15 protein-coding genes and 1 pseudogene are annotated in these 15,725 nt (G+C 43.4%); 11 read left to right on the top strand and 5 right to left on the bottom strand.

What is annotated here, in order from left to right; translation table 11 throughout:
* Window positions 1-29: 29 nt before the first annotated feature.
* Window positions 30-668 (bottom strand): cupin domain-containing protein, encoded by a 639-nt coding sequence (locus tag CYJ37_RS03975; RefSeq protein WP_101548001.1) that lies wholly within the window; start codon window positions 666-668, stop codon window positions 30-32.
* Between the two features lie 193 nt (window positions 669-861).
* On the opposite strand from CYJ37_RS03975, the gene CYJ37_RS03970 reads away from it, so the two are divergent.
* From CYJ37_RS03970 to CYJ37_RS03960, 3 genes are all read left to right on the top strand, one after another.
* Window positions 862-1,374 (top strand): SRPBCC domain-containing protein, encoded by a 513-nt coding sequence (locus tag CYJ37_RS03970; RefSeq protein WP_101548000.1) that lies wholly within the window; start codon window positions 862-864, stop codon window positions 1,372-1,374.
* A 423-nt stretch (window positions 1,375-1,797) separates the two neighbouring features.
* A complete protein-coding gene (gene spxA, locus CYJ37_RS03965) occupies window positions 1,798-2,193 on the top strand; it encodes a transcriptional regulator SpxA (protein WP_101547995.1) in 396 nt (131 codons plus the stop codon).
* 59 nt (window positions 2,194-2,252) lie between these two features.
* On the top strand, window positions 2,253-2,675 hold the full coding sequence (locus CYJ37_RS03960; RefSeq protein WP_101547994.1) for an RrF2 family transcriptional regulator: 423 nt from the start codon (window positions 2,253-2,255) through the stop codon (window positions 2,673-2,675).
* Between the two features lie 295 nt (window positions 2,676-2,970).
* Here the strand turns inward: CYJ37_RS03960 and CYJ37_RS03950 are convergent, their stop codons facing one another.
* Window positions 2,971-3,726: an SDR family NAD(P)-dependent oxidoreductase gene (locus CYJ37_RS03950; protein ID WP_101547990.1), complete on the bottom strand. Its 756-nt coding sequence runs from the start codon at window positions 3,724-3,726 to the stop codon at window positions 2,971-2,973.
* Window positions 3,727-4,023: 297 nt separating this feature from the next.
* Between CYJ37_RS03950 and CYJ37_RS03945 the strand changes: the two genes are divergently transcribed.
* Window positions 4,024-4,623 carry a hypothetical protein gene (locus CYJ37_RS03945; protein WP_101547989.1) on the top strand — a complete coding sequence of 200 codons (600 nt, stop codon included), beginning with the start codon at window positions 4,024-4,026 and terminating at the stop codon, window positions 4,621-4,623.
* 62 nt (window positions 4,624-4,685) lie between these two features.
* Here CYJ37_RS03945 and CYJ37_RS03940 read toward each other — a convergent pair whose 3' ends face one another.
* On the bottom strand, window positions 4,686-5,870 hold the full coding sequence (locus CYJ37_RS03940) for a metal ABC transporter solute-binding protein, Zn/Mn family (protein ID WP_101547988.1): 1,185 nt from the start codon (window positions 5,868-5,870) through the stop codon (window positions 4,686-4,688).
* Window positions 5,871-6,120: 250 nt separating this feature from the next.
* Here CYJ37_RS03940 and CYJ37_RS03935 point away from each other — a divergent pair, with 250 nt between their 5' ends.
* The 3 genes from CYJ37_RS03935 to CYJ37_RS03925 all read left to right on the top strand — a co-directional run bounded on the left by CYJ37_RS03935 (window position 6,121) and on the right by CYJ37_RS03925 (window position 8,788).
* Window positions 6,121-6,939 (top strand): VOC family protein, encoded by an 819-nt coding sequence (locus tag CYJ37_RS03935; RefSeq protein ID WP_101547986.1) that lies wholly within the window; start codon window positions 6,121-6,123, stop codon window positions 6,937-6,939.
* Window positions 6,940-6,963: 24 nt separating this feature from the next.
* Window positions 6,964-7,719 carry a MerR family transcriptional regulator gene (locus CYJ37_RS03930; protein ID WP_101548423.1) on the top strand — a complete coding sequence of 252 codons (756 nt, stop codon included), beginning with the start codon at window positions 6,964-6,966 and terminating at the stop codon, window positions 7,717-7,719.
* Window positions 7,720-7,798: 79 nt separating this feature from the next.
* A complete protein-coding gene (locus CYJ37_RS03925) occupies window positions 7,799-8,788 on the top strand; it encodes an RNA polymerase sigma factor (protein ID WP_101547985.1) in 990 nt (329 codons plus the stop codon).
* Window positions 8,789-8,911: 123 nt separating this feature from the next.
* On the opposite strand, the gene wrbA is transcribed toward CYJ37_RS03925, so the two are convergent.
* The gene (gene wrbA, locus CYJ37_RS03920) at window positions 8,912-9,535 is read right to left on the bottom strand and encodes an NAD(P)H:quinone oxidoreductase type IV (protein ID WP_101547984.1); all 624 of its coding nucleotides are present in this window, start codon (window positions 9,533-9,535) and stop codon (window positions 8,912-8,914) included.
* 325 nt (window positions 9,536-9,860) lie between these two features.
* On the opposite strand from wrbA, the pseudogene CYJ37_RS03915 reads away from it, so the two are divergent.
* The 3 genes and pseudogenes from CYJ37_RS03915 to CYJ37_RS03905 all read left to right on the top strand — a co-directional run bounded on the left by CYJ37_RS03915 (window position 9,861) and on the right by CYJ37_RS03905 (window position 13,363).
* Window positions 9,861-11,057: pseudogene (locus CYJ37_RS03915) on the top strand (iron-containing alcohol dehydrogenase).
* 36 nt (window positions 11,058-11,093) lie between these two features.
* Window positions 11,094-12,551, top strand: coding sequence for a CoA-acylating methylmalonate-semialdehyde dehydrogenase (locus CYJ37_RS03910; protein WP_101547982.1), 1,458 nt, complete (start codon window positions 11,094-11,096; stop codon window positions 12,549-12,551).
* Window positions 12,552-12,793: 242 nt separating this feature from the next.
* Window positions 12,794-13,363: a hypothetical protein gene (locus tag CYJ37_RS03905; protein ID WP_101547981.1), complete on the top strand. Its 570-nt coding sequence runs from the start codon at window positions 12,794-12,796 to the stop codon at window positions 13,361-13,363.
* Between the two features lie 38 nt (window positions 13,364-13,401).
* Here CYJ37_RS03905 and CYJ37_RS03900 read toward each other — a convergent pair whose 3' ends face one another.
* Entirely contained in the window at window positions 13,402-14,058 is a 657-nt protein-coding gene (locus tag CYJ37_RS03900) for a GntR family transcriptional regulator (protein ID WP_101547980.1), read from the bottom strand.
* Between the two features lie 269 nt (window positions 14,059-14,327).
* On the opposite strand from CYJ37_RS03900, the gene brnQ reads away from it, so the two are divergent.
* The gene (gene brnQ / locus CYJ37_RS03895) at window positions 14,328-15,668 is read left to right on the top strand and encodes a branched-chain amino acid transport system II carrier protein (RefSeq protein WP_101547978.1); all 1,341 of its coding nucleotides are present in this window, start codon (window positions 14,328-14,330) and stop codon (window positions 15,666-15,668) included.
* The last annotated feature ends 57 nt before the right edge of the window (window positions 15,669-15,725 follow it).

Here is a 15,725-nt window from a genome sequence, read left to right as displayed (position 1 = left end):
TTTATTACTCCTTTGAAGCATGAAAGCAATCACCTTGGATATACAGGCCAGTATCCTGCTCTGCTATGAGCGGATGGCTGGGAAGTTGAAAAATGTGGCCCATAAGGAATTCGTTGTTTGCGAATTTTTTTGGATTTGCTGCAGCTATTGACAGGTCCGATATAGGCTGTAGGCTGCACTTGTGCAATCGTGTCTTTCCATTGGTTTTCATCTATACAGTAGGTGTTTGCCATAATATTGGCAGGTGTAAATTTCAGTATATCAGAACCTAATATGACTTCAGGTGTCGAAGCATTAAAAATGGCTAGAAGATGCGTGTTATCCTGCAGGGCTACTTCATAATGCCACCAGCCATGAGGAACATTGGCAACCTGTCCTGGGCCGATCGTATAATTTTGTATATTTTTTGTAAAAGGATTCAGCAGGGAAACAGTGGCAGATCCGGATATGCAATAGACCAATTCTGCAGCGTTCTGGTGGTAATGGGGTTCTACAGCATTGCCGGTGCTTAGAAAAATATCAAGCAGGGAAACATTTTCAAGGGTATTCAGCTGGGCAATCCCAAGAATATTGATAAAGTTCCGCCTGTCTTTTTTTGTAAGGGGGCTTTTATTTACATCAAAAGCATACGCAAGTGACGGAGAAGTATAATCCAGATAAGCAGTCATGTTCATTTCTCCCTGGGTATATTTTTCCAATAAACTATGCAGTATTGCGATTAATGTGCAGGTGCCACTCTGACAGTATAATGTCGAAATGTATTGAAGCCTGCCAGAAAGGAATTGTTTCCTGCCTGTTGAATATAAAAAAGGGACAGAAGTAAAAGGCAGCGGGGAACATTCGATTAGGGAGGTCGAAGAAATGAACGGAAAGCTGGTTATGAGGGAAGAGGGCAATAACCTTGTAATGGAGTGGAGTTTTGATGCGCCGAGGGAGGCAGTATTCAAAGCATTCTCAGATTCCAAACTGCTGGAAAGCTGGTGGGGTCCAGAGGGCTGGGAAACGAAGAATAAGAAATTCGAATTTGAACCTGGCGGGACGTGGCATTATGCTATGACCTGCAAGGACAAAAGCCAGGGCGAGTTTTATGGGATGGAGTCGTGGGGTCTTGCTGTCTATAAGGAAATTGATGCGCCAGAGAAAATTGTCCATACGGATGCATTCTCAGATGAAGAAGGGAATATAAATGAATCTTTGCCTCAAACATTAATAACGGCAACCTTTAGTGAAGAAGAGGGGAAAACGAAGTATGTGTCCGTCACTGAATTTCCTTCCAAAGCAGCTATCAGGCAGATCATTGATATGGGGGCGGCAGAGGGATTCTCTTCCCAGCTGAAAAAACTGGATGCACTCTTGTCAGGGGATAAAGTTTAAAAGTGAGCGGGGCCGAATCATGGGATTTGGCCTATTTGCATGAATGGCAGCATCAAAATATGAACCTGCCCTCCCTTTATAATCAGATTAATAATTTTTGCAAAAAAGTTAAAAATAAAGAGCCTCCTGCAGCTGCCGATCATGAAGCTTTGGCTAAAGAGTAATATTTCAAGAAGGCAGTATAATGCTTTTGTGCGGCGTTCAGAAAGTTGTCTGGGGCTGGGAAAGATAATTCAAGAACCAGCTCCAAAAGCAAGAAACAGGTTGACTTTTTCAACTGTAAATATTAAAATTACAGTAAGGAATCTGATATCTTTACTTATTTTTTTGTTTTAACTGTAACATTTTATTTTACACTTCAATATAGATAAACTAAAAAATCACCTTATAACAATAAATCTTCTTTAAAGGAGTGCATGAGTAATGGTCAATCTATATGTATCATCCAGCTGTACATCCTGCCGCAAAGCAAAGGCGTGGCTTGAAGAGCATAATATTGAGTATACTGAGAGAAACATCATTAACGAGCCGCTTACAGTTGAAGAAATTAAATCCATTCTGCGCATGACGGAAAACGGGACTGAAGAAATCATTTCAACTAAATCAAAAGCTTATCAGCAGCTGGATATGGAGATCGATTCTCTTCCTCTTAAAGAGCTGTACCAGTTGATTGCTGACAATCCCCAGATGCTGAGAAGGCCGATCATCATGGATGAAAAAAGGCTTCAGGTGGGATATAATGATGAAGAAATCAGGAGTTTCCTTCCGCGGAAACTGCGCACATTCTCATTCATGCAATTGCAGCATATGGCCAACTGATCTGCTGAAATATAAAAGAGCAGCAGGGCCGGGAACACTGCTTAGTTAGGAGGCTATCCATGAACAGCGACTTTACACTAGCCATTCACAGCTTAGCCTATCTTGCACTGCAGCTGGACCGGATGTCTACAAGCGAGGCAATCTCCAAGAGCGCCGGGGTCCATCCTGTACGGATCCGCAAAGTATTGAGCCTGTTAAAAAGGAATGGCTTCATCAAGTCCAAGGAAGGCACCGGAGGCGGATTTATTTTTGCAAGGGAGCTGGATGAGGTCAGCTTATGGGACATCTATAAGATAACCTCTGAGGGCGCATTGCAGCCAAAATGTCCGGAATCAAATGAGCAGTGCATTGTAGGAGCCAACATGCAAAAAGTTCTCTTCAGCATTTTCATCGGTGCAGAAGAGCATCTTGGAGTATATTTGAAAGATTATACTATTAAGGATATAGTCGGACTTGTTAATCAGGAAGATGGTTGCCGATAAACGTTGCGACAGTGGAAGGACCGGATGCTCCAAGGGGCAGCCGGTCTTTTTGTGTACCAATTAGGAGCTGTGGCTCTCATTAAGGCATTTGCGCCGGCAGTTTTAATGCACTATGTTAATGATATTCTCAGGGGCAAACCACCTGCAATTTGGAAAGAGACTGAAGTGCAGGGGAAGCTGACCGGCAGTATCGAAAGGTTCTGGTAATAGTTGGAGGGTGTATTGGCACTTGGAAAAAATAAATAAGCAGAGGGTATTCCTCTGCTTATTTTGCATCTTTCTAATAGTCCATATGCTATTTAGTGTTTGTAAAACCTCCATCAATACGGATCACTTCACCATTGATATATTCTGCTCTTGAAGTTAATAAGAAAACAACTAGCTCTGCAACTTCTTCTGGTGTTCCTAATCTTTTTTGCGGTATGCCGCCGGTGGCATTCGCCTTCATTTCCGGATTTGCAGCGTAAAATTCTTTCACCATGGGAGTTTCCGTGGGTCCTGGAGCAATGGCATTCACTCTCAAACCGTCTTTTGCATACTCTGCGACCATACTCTTCGTAAGGCCGACAATTCCATGCTTGGTAGCCGAATATGTTACAACAGAATCTTGCCCGATCACACCTGCACTTGAAGCTGTATTAACGATTGAACCTCCGCCGTTCCTTAGCATCGCTTCGGCAACATAGCGCACTCCATACAGTGCTCCCATTAAATTGATGCCAACAATTTGCTCAATTTCCTCTACGCTTGTGTTAAGAAAAAATTGTCCGCTTCCGGAAATACCGGCATTATTAAAGAAATAATCTATCCTGTCGAATTCTTCAAGGGTCTTGTCTACATAATTCTTTACTTCTTCTTTCCTGGAGACATCTGCTTTAATAAAGATAGCATTAGCACCCAGCCCTTTAACCATCTCGACTGTTTCATTTCCGCCTTTTTCACTAATATCGACAACTGCTATATCGACACCTTCTTTTGCTAAACGAACGGCAGTGGATTGTCCTATTCCGCTTCCTGCACCTGTTATGATAGCTGCTCTATTGCTGCTCATGAATATTCCTCCTTGCTGTATAAAGAACTTTGACTTTTTATGTGTACTCTCTAATTTTTCTCTAATTAAAAGCATTTAAACATGTCATCTGACTTTTACGGATGCATGGCTTTTTTTCTGCCATAAGAGGGCACTGCTTAACAGGGTGCCCCCATAAGTTTTAATTACTGGATGGCAAACTGCTCGAGGAATATTTTTGAAAATATTGATTGATATTATAGTTATGGTGAACAGATTAATTAATTTTGTAACAGCAATTTAAAAATATTTAGTAAGCATTCATAAGGATGATTTGTGATGGAGAAGAAAAGGGTCGAAGAATTCGATAATATTGTAGAGATGAATGAAAAAGGGCAGGATGCCCTCAATTCGTACTGGATGGATTATTCGCTGTATACATCCTTTGAGTACTGGCTGATGGCGGCATTTTTCTTTGTTCCGCTAATTGTGCTTTATTTCAAAATAGATCGAAGCAAGATTTTTCTGCTTGGTTTTTACGGTTACAGTATCCATGTGTTTTTCAATTATACAGACTGGTACGGTAAAAACAGCGGTTTTTGGAATTACCCGTTTCCGCTGATTCCGGTGACTCCTGGAATATCCATTGATTCGAGCTTAATACCTGTCATTTTTATGCTTGTCTATCAGTGGACTTTGAACAAACGAAAGAACTATTATGTGTATACCATCCTCACAGCAGTATTTTTAGCATTTGTCTTCAAGCCATTCTTAATTGCAATTGGCCTCTTTCGAATGTATGGAAATACTCATTATCTTCATTTGTTTGGAGGATATTTAATTGTCCTCTTGGCAGCAAAGATTATCACGAATGTTTTTTTGTGGATGGAAAAGCGAAACAACAATCGGCTGGAAAGAAAAAAAAGTCCCCGCTCCTAAAAGGGAGGGGACCTTTAACAGTGATGCCGGGAGAATAATACTGTAATCAAGAGGATTGTCTGTTAGTTCAAAACCGTTTCAAGCGTTTCTAAATTGCGCTCCATTATAGAGAAATAGCCTTCATTATTTTTAATATCTTCCTCGGTGACCGCTTCAAGATTATGAAGAGTCAAGCTTTCGGCACCGATTTCATCCTGAATGACTTTTGCAACACGGGATTCAACATTCTGTTCAAACAGGATATAATTCAGTTCATGCTCCCGGGATTCTTCTATAATCTTTGCAAGCTGCTGCTGGCTGGGCTCCTGTGTAGGGGATAGGCCTGCGATCGCGATTTGTTCAAGACCATACCTCTCCTGCCAGTAGCCATAAGCCGCATGGGATACAAGAATATATTTTGTATTGCTTTCTGCTATCGTTTGTTTAAACTCAGCATCCAATGAAGTAAGCTGTTCTTTCAGAACCTTAAAGTTATCCTCAAACTGTTCTTTTGCTTCAGGTTTTAATTCAGTCATACTGTTCTTTATATTTTCCGCTAGTGTTATAGCCTTTAATGGATCAAGCCAAACGTGAGGGTCATGATCGCCGTGGTGGTGCCCGTCATCATGGGAGTGGCCCTCTTCAGAGTGGTCATGGTCTTCTCCTTCATGGGAATGGCCCTCTTCAGAATGCTCATGGTCTTCTCCTTCATGGGATCGGCCCTCTTCAGATTTCTCATGGTCTTCTCCTTCATGGGAATGGCCCTCTTCAGAGTGGTTGTGTTCTTCTCCTTCATGGGAGTGGCCCTCTTCAGAGTGCTTATGGTCTTCCTCATCATGAGAGTGTTCTTCTTCATTATGACTGTGCTTATCCGCCGTTTTTAAAAGTTCGATTCCCTCAGCCGCTTTAATAATTTTCACTTTTTCGCCTTGCAGTGTTTTTTCAGCTTTTTCTGCAAATCCTTCAACACCGGCTCCTGTATAGATGAACAGGTCGGCGTCTGCTATATTTGTCATCGTTTTAATATCCGGCTCATAAGAATGGGCATCAATATTCGGCGGATAAATGCTCTCAATTACAACTTCATCCCCGCCGATTTTTTTTGCAAAATCCTCAAGAGGGAAAATTGTGGTGAAAACTTGAAGTTTTTCTCCGGTATTTTCCTCACCGGACTTGCCTTCATTATCTGCACTTGAACAGGCTGCCAGGAAAGCAGAGGAGACAAGCATAGTTCCGAGCAGGACATTTTTCCATTTTTTCATTTTCATCGTTTTATCTCCTATTCTTTAAACCTATTATGTAATGTAAGTAGAAATCATTACGATTTAACCGACAAAAAAATAGCTGCGCAGCATGGTAAAACGTAATGATTACTATTTGTATTCTAATGCAAGAATTTTAAAATAGCAAACAAACATTTTAAGATTTTTAAAAATTATGTTTGACCTTAAACTAACTTTAAGCTTTAGTATTAGGTATGGAAGAACTTACCGTATTTTAATGGAGGAGGACTGCATAGTGACATTTCGTTGGGATGGCGGCTTTATCATGGTTTCATGGGATGGATTCGAGGAAGGGGTGGAATGGTACACAAAGCATTTTGGCTGGAGCTGCCTGGATAAGGTGATTTCGCCGGTCGGCAAAAAAGCCTTTATGAAGATGCCAAGACTGGGGGTTGTCACACTGAAATCTTTTGAAGGGAATTATGAGCACTTTCAAAAGGGGTGCGGCATTGAAGGTCAATTGAGGCTATGTTTTGAAATATTGGATATTGAGAGGTCCCTTTCTTATTTTAAAAAAGAGGGGATTGAAGCAACTCCGATAGCTGAGCTTCCTGGAGGACTCAAGAGTTTTGATATAATTGCCTATGAAAAGGCGAGAATCACAGCTGTGTATAATCCCGATGAAGCAGGTCATTTTCCGGATGCGAGAATTACAGGATTCGGTCCTGTTAATGCAAGAATTGCCGTGAGAAATCTTGATGATGCAATTTCCTGGTATGAGGAGCACTTAGGATTTAAACTGGCCAAACGCTTTGGCAGCGAGTTTGCTCATATGCAGCTGGAAGATGCCTACGATTGGATTCAGCATAAACAAGTATTCCATGATAGTGTATGGCTGGAAATGGCTGCCGGCGCTGTTTTTGAAAAAGGGAACCCTTCAGTGAGGAATTATTTTGATCTAAGGCCAGATGAGTTTTATCACACATATGAGCTACTGTCGAATAAGGGTTTGAGCCCATCTGAAATTGCGGGCAATCCAGCAACGGGGTGGGGCGGGTTCCACTTCTTTGACCCTGATGGGAACATGATCAATGTCTGGTCATATCCCTCATAAAAGAGAGCAGGTACTTCATTGGAAATGAATATACAGAAGTTTGCTGAGCGGACTGGGCTTGCTCCGAGTACTCTCCGTTTTTATGACCGGAAAAAATTGATTGAGCCAGCAGGCCGCAGCGAAAAAGGCTATCGTATTTATACAGAAGAACAGATACACAAGGCAATGGTCATCCATTCTCTCCGGCAGGCTGATATAAAAATAGAAGAAATACAATCCTATTTGCAGGGTGAAGAAGAAGAGAAGATGAATTGGATATCCGGATGGAAGCGGGAATTAGAGGAAAAGCTTGCGTCCATGAATATCGCTAAGCAGTACTTGAACTCCATGGATGCTGAAGAGCGGCATCTGCACCTCGTTAAATGGGAGGGGGACAGCTCCTTCATCTGGTTCCGGCGCACTGTCCCAAGAACCTTCCATCCCTTTCAGAATGAGATGTCTGAAATAAGCGAAAGAATGAAGATGTTAAGGATTGAAACAAAGCCTGGGGTATATGTAAGAACTTTAGAATCAAAGGGAGATACAATAACCGGTGAAGTGGGCTGCCTTTTACAAAACCAGCCCTGCAAAGAAATTGGCTGTTATAGAGACATGTATACTGAGCGGACTGGCCCAAGTTTATTTGCTGCCGTGGAATGCAATGTGTATGATCCTTTCACCTGCTTCCACTTTATGAGGCAGATTCAGAGGTTTGGATTCAAGGCAGAGGGTATTAAAATGGAAAAATATGAATCCCCGGAAAGCCGGACGTTCAGTTATCTCATTCCGCTAAAAAAATAAATTAAATTTTATGGCGCCCGTATGTTTTTACAATTGAATCCCGTCTTACAGATTAAATAGATAAAAAAGGGGGATTTTTGTGAAGAACCATAATGATTTGTCTTCCATCAGTAAAGATATGGAGGAGCTTGCATCTTCATTTGAATACATCGTACAGCCATACAGGGATCAGCTGTGGCATTATTGCCGGAAGCTGACGGGATCACCGTGGGACGCGGAAGATTTGCTGCAGGACTCACTGTTAAAGGCATTTTCTTCTTTAACAAGGGTCGGGCAGGCAATGAATGCAAAAAGCTACCTGTTCCGGATTGCGACGAATACTTGGATGGACCATTTCAGGAAAAAATCGCCTGAGCTGCTTGGTATGGAGCTGGAAAGAATTCCGGATGGCGATATCGTGTCTTATTCAGAAGTGCTTGAAAGTGTTGAGATACTGATTCATCAATTGCCGGCAAAGCAGGCAGCGGCCATTCTTTTAGCAGAGGTATACCGTTTCACCATCCGGGAAACCGCTGAAATCATCGGTTCAACAGAAGGAGGTGTCCAATCCTTGCTAAGCCGGGCAAGAGCTAATCTCAAAAGGCAGAGAGCTGTGCCAAACCTTCCGTTCCAAGAGGCATTGCTGACAGATGAAAAAAAACAAGTCATCCAACAGTATATGGACTATTTTGTGAGGGGCGATTTCCAGTCTATCGGCCAGCTTCTTGGTGAATATGCGACAAATGAAGTGGTCGGACAAGGCATGGATATCGGGAAAACACAGATACGGAAGAACTCTATGGGTGACTGGGGCGGCAATACAGCTGGTCTTTCCGCAATGCTTGCTGTCTTATGGGGACGGTATACAGTCATCTATACCAGGGATGCCGGTTCAGGCCCTGTTTTATGGGACATTGCCACAGTGGAAATTGAAGAAGGAAAGCTCATCCGGCATAAAAGCTATTATTTTTGCCGGGAATTTCTGGAGGAGGCTGCGGCTGAACTTTCATTAAAGCTTGATACAGAGAAAGACCTGTTTGGACAGGAATGGGAGAGGATCACGGATTATGGAAAGCGTGAAACTTACTAATCAGAAGATCCCTGTTTGATGCAGGTTCAAGGCTGTCTTCCTGGTTCACACAAATTCAGCACAGCCAACCATTAGATCTACACAAAAAAAGCAACCAGCCGGCGAGCTGATTGCTTTTTTGCTTTACTGCTGCCCTGCACCATTCTTCACGGATTCAGCAATCCCGATAACACGTTTTGCCTGATATTTGATCGCGCTCTTATAAGCATCCTTATCGCCAACTATTTCATTGTTTTGGTCGACAGTGACGCTTGCTCCATAAGGATTGCCGCCAGCAGGGAATAAAGACTGATCTGAATATCCTGGTGTTACGACAATCGCACCCCAATGGTACATGGTTGTATAGAGTGAAAGGATGGTTGCCTCCTGCCCGCCATGGGGGTTTTGGGCAGAAGTCATGCCGCTGACAACCTTATTAACTGTTTTTCCCGAGCCCCAGATGCCGCCGGTTGTATCGAGGAACTGCTTCATCTGGGCTGCCATATTCCCGAAACGGGTAGGTGTACTGAAGATAATGGCATCCGCTTCAGCGATATCATCAGGCGTCACTACAGGAACATCCTTTGTGTCTTCCAAATGGGCTTTCCATGCAGGCACACCTTCAATCACGCTTTCTGGAGCAAGCTCCTGAACTTTGTAGATTGTGGCTTCAGCGCCGGCTTCCTTTGCGCCCTCAGCAGCCCACTGAGCCATCTGATAATTTGTTCCGGTTGAGCTGTAATAGACGATTGCAAGTTTGACAGTCATAAAAAAATCCTCCATTCAAAGCTAAATTAAAATAATTATCCTTCATTGTTTACCCGCTCTTTGAGAGATTATACCTTCAATTTTCAATAGGGAAACTTAGGTTTGTGGGTTTGTTTTCTTTTGTTTTCAGGAGGGAAATTTTTGAATAATATCTCACGGAAATTCTTATTTTAATGATATAATTTGAATAATTTAACTATTCTGACGCCTGTTTTATTCCAGCCCTTTCACCTAAAGAGCCAGGATAAGCTGAATGAGGAGCTATTATTTGTAAAATAGTGCCTGGGATGGAATTAAGGCTGTCTATGAAAAAAGGGGTGTAAAAGTGAAAAAATCAGCGGTATTCCGGGTGCCAGAGTCCATTTTTTACGGGAGGGGCTCCTTTGAAAATTTAGGATCGCAAGCGGCTCTTAAAGGGAAGAAGGCATTGATCATTAGTGATAAAATAATGGATCAGCTTGGATATGTGACCGAAGGCAGAGCTTTGCTTAATGATGCAGGTGTTCAAAGCGCAGTCTATCTGGGTATTGCATCTGAACCCACCGATAAATATGTGTCAGAAGCATTGAATCTTTTTAAAAGTGAGCAGTGCGACCTGGTGATATCCATCGGGGGCGGCAGCTGTATCGATACCGCAAAAGCAATTGCAGTCCTTGCTGCAAATGGCGGCTTTATCGGCGATTATATGGGAGGAAAGAAACTGGCTCTTCAAACACCTGTCCCTCATATTGCTATTCCAACTACAGCCGGTACAGGTTCAGAGGCAACAGATGTAACCGTAATCACCAATACATCCAACAATGTTAAAATGATGATCAAGCAGCCCGCTTTTTTGCCGGATGCTGCGATTGTGGATCCCCTGCTGACAGTATCTTCGCCAAAGAATATCACCGCGGCTACAGGAATTGATGCTCTAAGCCATAGCATTGAAGGGATACTTATCTAAAAAAGCACATCCCATGACAGACACATGGCCATCTCAGCCATGAAGCTCATTGCGGAAAATATTTTAACCGCTTACAATGATGGCGGAAATCTAGATGCACGAGAGAGGATGAGTCTTGGCTCACTTCAGGCGGGAATGGCATTCTCAAATGCTTCAGTCTGCCTTGTACATGGGATGAGCCGACCGATCGGCGCCTTATTCCATGTGCCGCATGGCATCTCAAATGCCATGCTTTTGCCTGCTGTATTGGAATTCACACAAGGAGCTTGCGTTGAACGTCTTGCTGATATAGGCAGAATCTTTAGGCCTGATATTAATAAGGGTGCCAATGGGGAGGCAGCTGAAGTAGCTGTTCAATCTGTAAAAGAGTTATGCAGAAAATTAAATATACCCAACCTAAAAGAGTGGGGGATCGACGGGGAAGCCTTCAAGCAGGCCGTTGGGAAAATGGCAGCAGACGCTATTGACAGCGGCAGCCCGGCTAATAATCCCCAAGTGCCCAGCCAGCTGGAACTGGAGGAACTCTATCATATTTGCTATGACTATGATTTTTCCATTGAAACTGAGAAGGTGTAAAGGCAGAATGTCACTAACGTTGAGAGGAGCTTTTTAATGGCAATGACATCCCTAAATGTTTTAAGAAACTTTATCAATGGCGAGTGGGTGGATGCAAAAACAAAAAGGTTTGAAGCTGTCCCCAACCCTGCTACCGGCGAGGAACTGGCGCGCACACCGATTTCCACCAAGGAAGATGTGGAGGATGCCGTACAGGCAGCCAGGGAAGCCTATAAAACATGGAGCAAGACGCCTGTCCCTAAAAGAGCAAGAATTCTATTTAAATATCAGCAGCTTTTAATAGACAATTGGGACGAACTTGCAAAACTGATCACACAGGAAAACGGGAAAAACTATAAAGAAGCGTATGGAGAGGTTCAGCGGGGTATCGAATGTGTGGAGTTTGCTGCTGGAGCCCCATCTCTTATGATGGGCAAGCAGCTGCCAGATATTGCGACAAATATTGAATCCGGCATGTACCGCTATCCTGTAGGCGTCATCGGCGGCATCACGCCTTTCAACTTTCCGATGATGGTCCCTTGCTGGATGTTCCCGCTGGCAATTGCATGCGGAAACACGTTTGTGCTGAAGCCTTCTGAAAGGACTCCGATACTCGCAAACCGGCTGGCAGAGTTATTTACCGAAGCGGGCCTCCCGGGCGGCGTTTTCAATATTGTTCATGGCGCCCATGAAGTCGTAAACAGCCTTATTGACCACCAGGATGTACCGGCCATTTCATTTGTAGGCTCCCAGCCTGTTGCCGAGTATATATATAAATCCGCTTCTGCGAAGGGGAAGCGGGTCCAGGCTCTGGCCGGTGCAAAGAATCATTCGATTGTGATGCCGGATGCGGACCTTGAAGTGGCTGTTAAAGAAATTATTGGTGCTGCATATGGGTCAGCAGGGGAAAGGTGTATGGCCTGCTCTGTTGTGGTGGCCGTAGACTCCATAGCTGACGAACTCGTGGCAAAGCTGCAGGAGGAGGCAGACAGCCTGACAATGGGAAATGGGTTGGATGAAGATATTTTCTTAGGCCCTGTCATCCGCCAGGAAAATAAAGAACGGACAAAAAGCTACATTGAAATCGGCGAAAAAGAAGGAGCAGTCCTTATACGTGATGGGCGGAAGGATGAAGCTCACCATGAAAATGGGTATTTTATCGGACCGACCATCTTTGATCACGTTGATCCATCCATGAAGATTTGGAAAGAAGAAATCTTTGCTCCCGTTCTCTCCATCGTCAGGGTTAAGAGCCTTGAGGAAGCGATTGAGCTGACAAATCTATCGGATTTTGGCAATGGAGCCTGCCTGTTCACCGACAGCGGAACGAATGTCCGCTATTTCAGAGAAAACATTGAAGTTGGAATGCTCGGCGTCAATATCGGCGTACCTGCACCTATGGCCTTTTTCCCTTTCTCCGGCTGGAAAAATTCTTTCTATGGAGACCTTCATGCCAACGGCTCTGACGGAGTCGAGTTTTATACCAGAAGAAAGATGCTGACTGCCCGCTGGTAAACGGAATGATGGCTCTCTTAAGACACCCAGAAAGAAAATGGGTGTCTTTATTTATGCTCTTTATTAATGGAGGCGATCTGCCGATAATGGGAAAAATTATTAAGATGATGTATTGAGCTGGCTTGCCTTTCTTGCTGATACTGATTCATGGAAATTATATGTATATTATAGATAATTCTACGGACAATAAGAGGAAAAGCTCTAAAGATAGGGCTAGAAATTCATGTCATGGAGTGCTGCAGATGAGCTATAACGAGTATTGGGATAAAATTTTTCAGCTGAGTGAAGAGATGACTTCCTTGGTTGATTCTTATTGGAAGAACTATTCCGGTCCTGGTTCATGGCAGTTCTGGGCTGTAGCAGTCCTTCTGGTGCTGCCGCTTGTTTTATTGTATTTTACAGTCGACCGCATGAGGATCTTTGAGGTGTTCTTTTTTGGATTTATTGTCCACGCGCTTTGGACATATACAGACATTGTGCTCGGTAATTATACCTTGCTCGTTCATACATACTATATGTTGCCGATTTTCCCGCATGCTTTTAATGTAACGATGTCAGTGCTGCCTGCAGGATTTATGCTGATTTATCAGTATTGCACGAGGAATGGAAAAAGTTTTATCCTGTATACCGTTATTCTCAGTGCAATGTATTCTTTTGTGTTTGCTTCCATAGAGAAGGCGCTCGGCATGGTCGAGCTGAATAAGGGAATGAACTTGTTTTACTTGTTTTTGATTGATCTTGGCATTGCTTTTATTGCTTATGTTGGCACAAGGCTGGTGAGGAGAGCACAACTGGGTGCCGATGCAGAATAAAAAAAGGAAATGGGCAGCTGCCATTTCCTCTACAAATATTAATTTTCCCCGTAATACTCATCAATGGCCCTCAGCCAATTGGTTCGTGCTACATCCGAAGCTTTATGGGTATTTTTTTCTTCAAAAGCTTTGATGATTTCCTCATGCTCATCAATTGAGCGGGGCTTCAAAATGATTGTTTTATTATAATAAAGCCTCATTACATGGGCCTGCAGGGAAGATACATAGCTGGTGATGTAAGGATTGTCCGCTTTTTCAATAATAAGATTGTGCAATTGTTCATCTTGTTTCAGTGCTGAAAAGGTATCGCCCCTTAAGAGGGAATCCGCAAAGGAACGGTTGATGGACCTTAATTTCTCAATCGTCGCGCTGTCCATGGATGGTGCTGCAAGCTCTGCAGCAAGCGCCTGCAGGGATCCAAGCGGCGGAAGAATCTTTGTGATATCTTCCGGATTGACGGTAGTGACCTGGGTGCCGACGCCTGGGAACATTTCTACGAATCCCTGGACGCTGAGCAGCTGCAGCGCTTCCCTGATCGGTGTGCGGCTGACGCCGAGCGCTTTGGCAAGGTCGGCATCGTTCAATTTTTCCTGCGGCTTTAAGGTGCCGTCAATGATCCATTCCTGGATTTGCAGGAAAGCGCGGTCTTTGGCCGATACGCGTGCAGGAGAAGCAAAATTGGCAGGGATGGGCATCTATCTTCACCTCTAGTATTTTCATAGGTTTCTATAAATTTTTACTGGATTATACAATTAGTATAAAGAATTAGAAAGAAAAATTCAATATATTGCATAATTCGACAATTTTCTTTATGCAATATATTGCATACGGTCGAATCGTGTGTTATCTTGAGTTATGCAATATATTACGTAACTATTAAACTAAACTGCTTTTATCATTTTCAGAAATTTGCAAGTTGAGAAAAAACTGAGCAGCGAGAATCTTTAGCATAAAGGAGAATTTGATGGGATCTAAAATACCGTTTTCTTATGTAGTCGCAGTAGGCTTTATGTTGTTTGCACTTTTCTTTGGGGCAGGTAATCTTATTTTCCCTGCGATGCTCGGACAGTCTGCAGGAACCAGTATCTGGTCAGCCAATGCAGGCTTTATAGTAACTGGGGTAGGGCTGCCGCTATTAGGGATATTGGCGCTTGGCTTTTCCGGCAAAAGCGATCTTCATTCGCTGGCAGGAAGGGTGCATCCAGCATTCAGCGCGGTATTTACGATGCTATTATATCTGTCCATCGGGCCATTGTTTGCCATTCCCCGGACAGCAACCGTTTCATTTGAAATGGGCGTAAAGCCGTTTTTAACTGGTAACAGCACGATTGGACTCATTATCTTTTCTGTACTGTTTTTTGCAGTTACAGGCTTCTTTTCTTTAAAATCTTCAAAAATCGTTGATATTGTCGGTAAATACCTGACGCCGATCCTGCTGATTGTAGTGGGCATTTTGATCATTGCCGCTTTTTTCAATCCTATGGGTTCTTTTCAATCACCAGGTGAAAATTATTTAGCCAACACCTTTTTTAAAGGATTCCAGGAAGGCTATCTGACAATGGATGCACTTGCCGCATTTGTATTTGGGATCATTGTTGTGGATGCAGTAAAAGAAAGAGGGGCTGCATCAAGAAAAGAAATCATGATTTCAATAGCTAAAGCTGGCCTTATTGCGGCAGCACTTCTTGCTATTATCTATACCTCGCTGTCTTATATTGGCGCATCGAGCGTCGGTGAGCTCGGCAGGCTTGATAATGGCGGAGCTGTACTGTCCGGTGCATCAGAATATTACTTTGGTTCATTCGGCGCACTGCTTTTAAGCATCATTGTTCTTGGGGCATGCCTGACAACGAGCATCGGACTAGTGACGGCTTGTTCATCTTATTTCCATAAAGTGTTCCCTTCTGTTTCGTACCCAGTTTTTGTTGTCATACTGTCTGTATTCAGCGCTGTATTCTCCAATATTGGACTTAGCCAGCTGATCAGCATTTCCGTCCCTGTTCTTACAGGAATCTATCCTTTAGCCATCTGCCTGATGTTCCTTACTTTCCTGCATCCTCTATTCAAAGGAAAAAAGGAAGTCTACCAGGTAAGCATGCTGCTCACTTTCATCGTCAGCTTATTCGACGGATTGAAGGCTGCCGGCCTAAGCTTTGGACCGGTTGAAGAGGTATTCAGCGTAATACTTCCATTATATGAAGTCGGACTTGGATGGATTATGCCGGCTGCAGTGGGTGCAGTGATCGGATTCTTTGTTGCTGCCATTCGAAGCGGCGGTGTAACGCAGGCGAAAGAAAGCCTTTGATAGATTGAAAGACCTCCTTCGCAGGAGGTTTTTTGTTTTGAGAAAAGCTGGAACTAT

The organism is Bacillus sp. UMB0728 (genome assembly GCF_002858875.1).
GTDB lineage: Bacteria > Bacillota > Bacilli > Bacillales > Cytobacillaceae > Bacillus_AB > Bacillus_AB infantis.
The sequence above is the reverse complement of the archived record's forward strand: the minus strand, read 5'-3'. Positions and strand labels throughout refer to the sequence as shown.

Bases quoted from the DNA above. Each gene is read 5' to 3' on its own strand.
- CYJ37_RS03945 (WP_101547989.1), top strand. From the start codon at position 4,024: ATGGAGAAGAAAAGGGTCGAAGAATTCGATAATATTGTAGAGATGAAT.
- CYJ37_RS03970 (WP_101548000.1), top strand. From the start codon at position 862: ATGAACGGAAAGCTGGTTATGAGGGAAGAGGGCAATAACCTTGTAATG.
- CYJ37_RS03930 (WP_101548423.1), top strand. From the start codon at position 6,964: ATGAATATACAGAAGTTTGCTGAGCGGACTGGGCTTGCTCCGAGTACT.
- CYJ37_RS03910 (WP_101547982.1), top strand. From the start codon at position 11,094: ATGGCAATGACATCCCTAAATGTTTTAAGAAACTTTATCAATGGCGAG.
- CYJ37_RS03960 (WP_101547994.1), top strand. From the start codon at position 2,253: ATGAACAGCGACTTTACACTAGCCATTCACAGCTTAGCCTATCTTGCA.
- CYJ37_RS03975 (WP_101548001.1), bottom strand. From the start codon at position 668: ATGACTGCTTATCTGGATTATACTTCTCCGTCACTTGCGTATGCTTTT.
- CYJ37_RS03950 (WP_101547990.1), bottom strand. From the start codon at position 3,726: ATGAGCAGCAATAGAGCAGCTATCATAACAGGTGCAGGAAGCGGAATA.
- wrbA (WP_101547984.1), bottom strand. From the start codon at position 9,535: ATGACTGTCAAACTTGCAATCGTCTATTACAGCTCAACCGGAACAAAT.
- brnQ (WP_101547978.1), top strand. From the start codon at position 14,328: ATGGGATCTAAAATACCGTTTTCTTATGTAGTCGCAGTAGGCTTTATG.
- CYJ37_RS03900 (WP_101547980.1), bottom strand. From the start codon at position 14,058: ATGCCCATCCCTGCCAATTTTGCTTCTCCTGCACGCGTATCGGCCAAA.
- CYJ37_RS03905 (WP_101547981.1), top strand. From the start codon at position 12,794: ATGAGCTATAACGAGTATTGGGATAAAATTTTTCAGCTGAGTGAAGAG.
- spxA (WP_101547995.1), top strand. From the start codon at position 1,798: ATGGTCAATCTATATGTATCATCCAGCTGTACATCCTGCCGCAAAGCA.
- CYJ37_RS03940 (WP_101547988.1), bottom strand. From the start codon at position 5,870: ATGAAAATGAAAAAATGGAAAAATGTCCTGCTCGGAACTATGCTTGTC.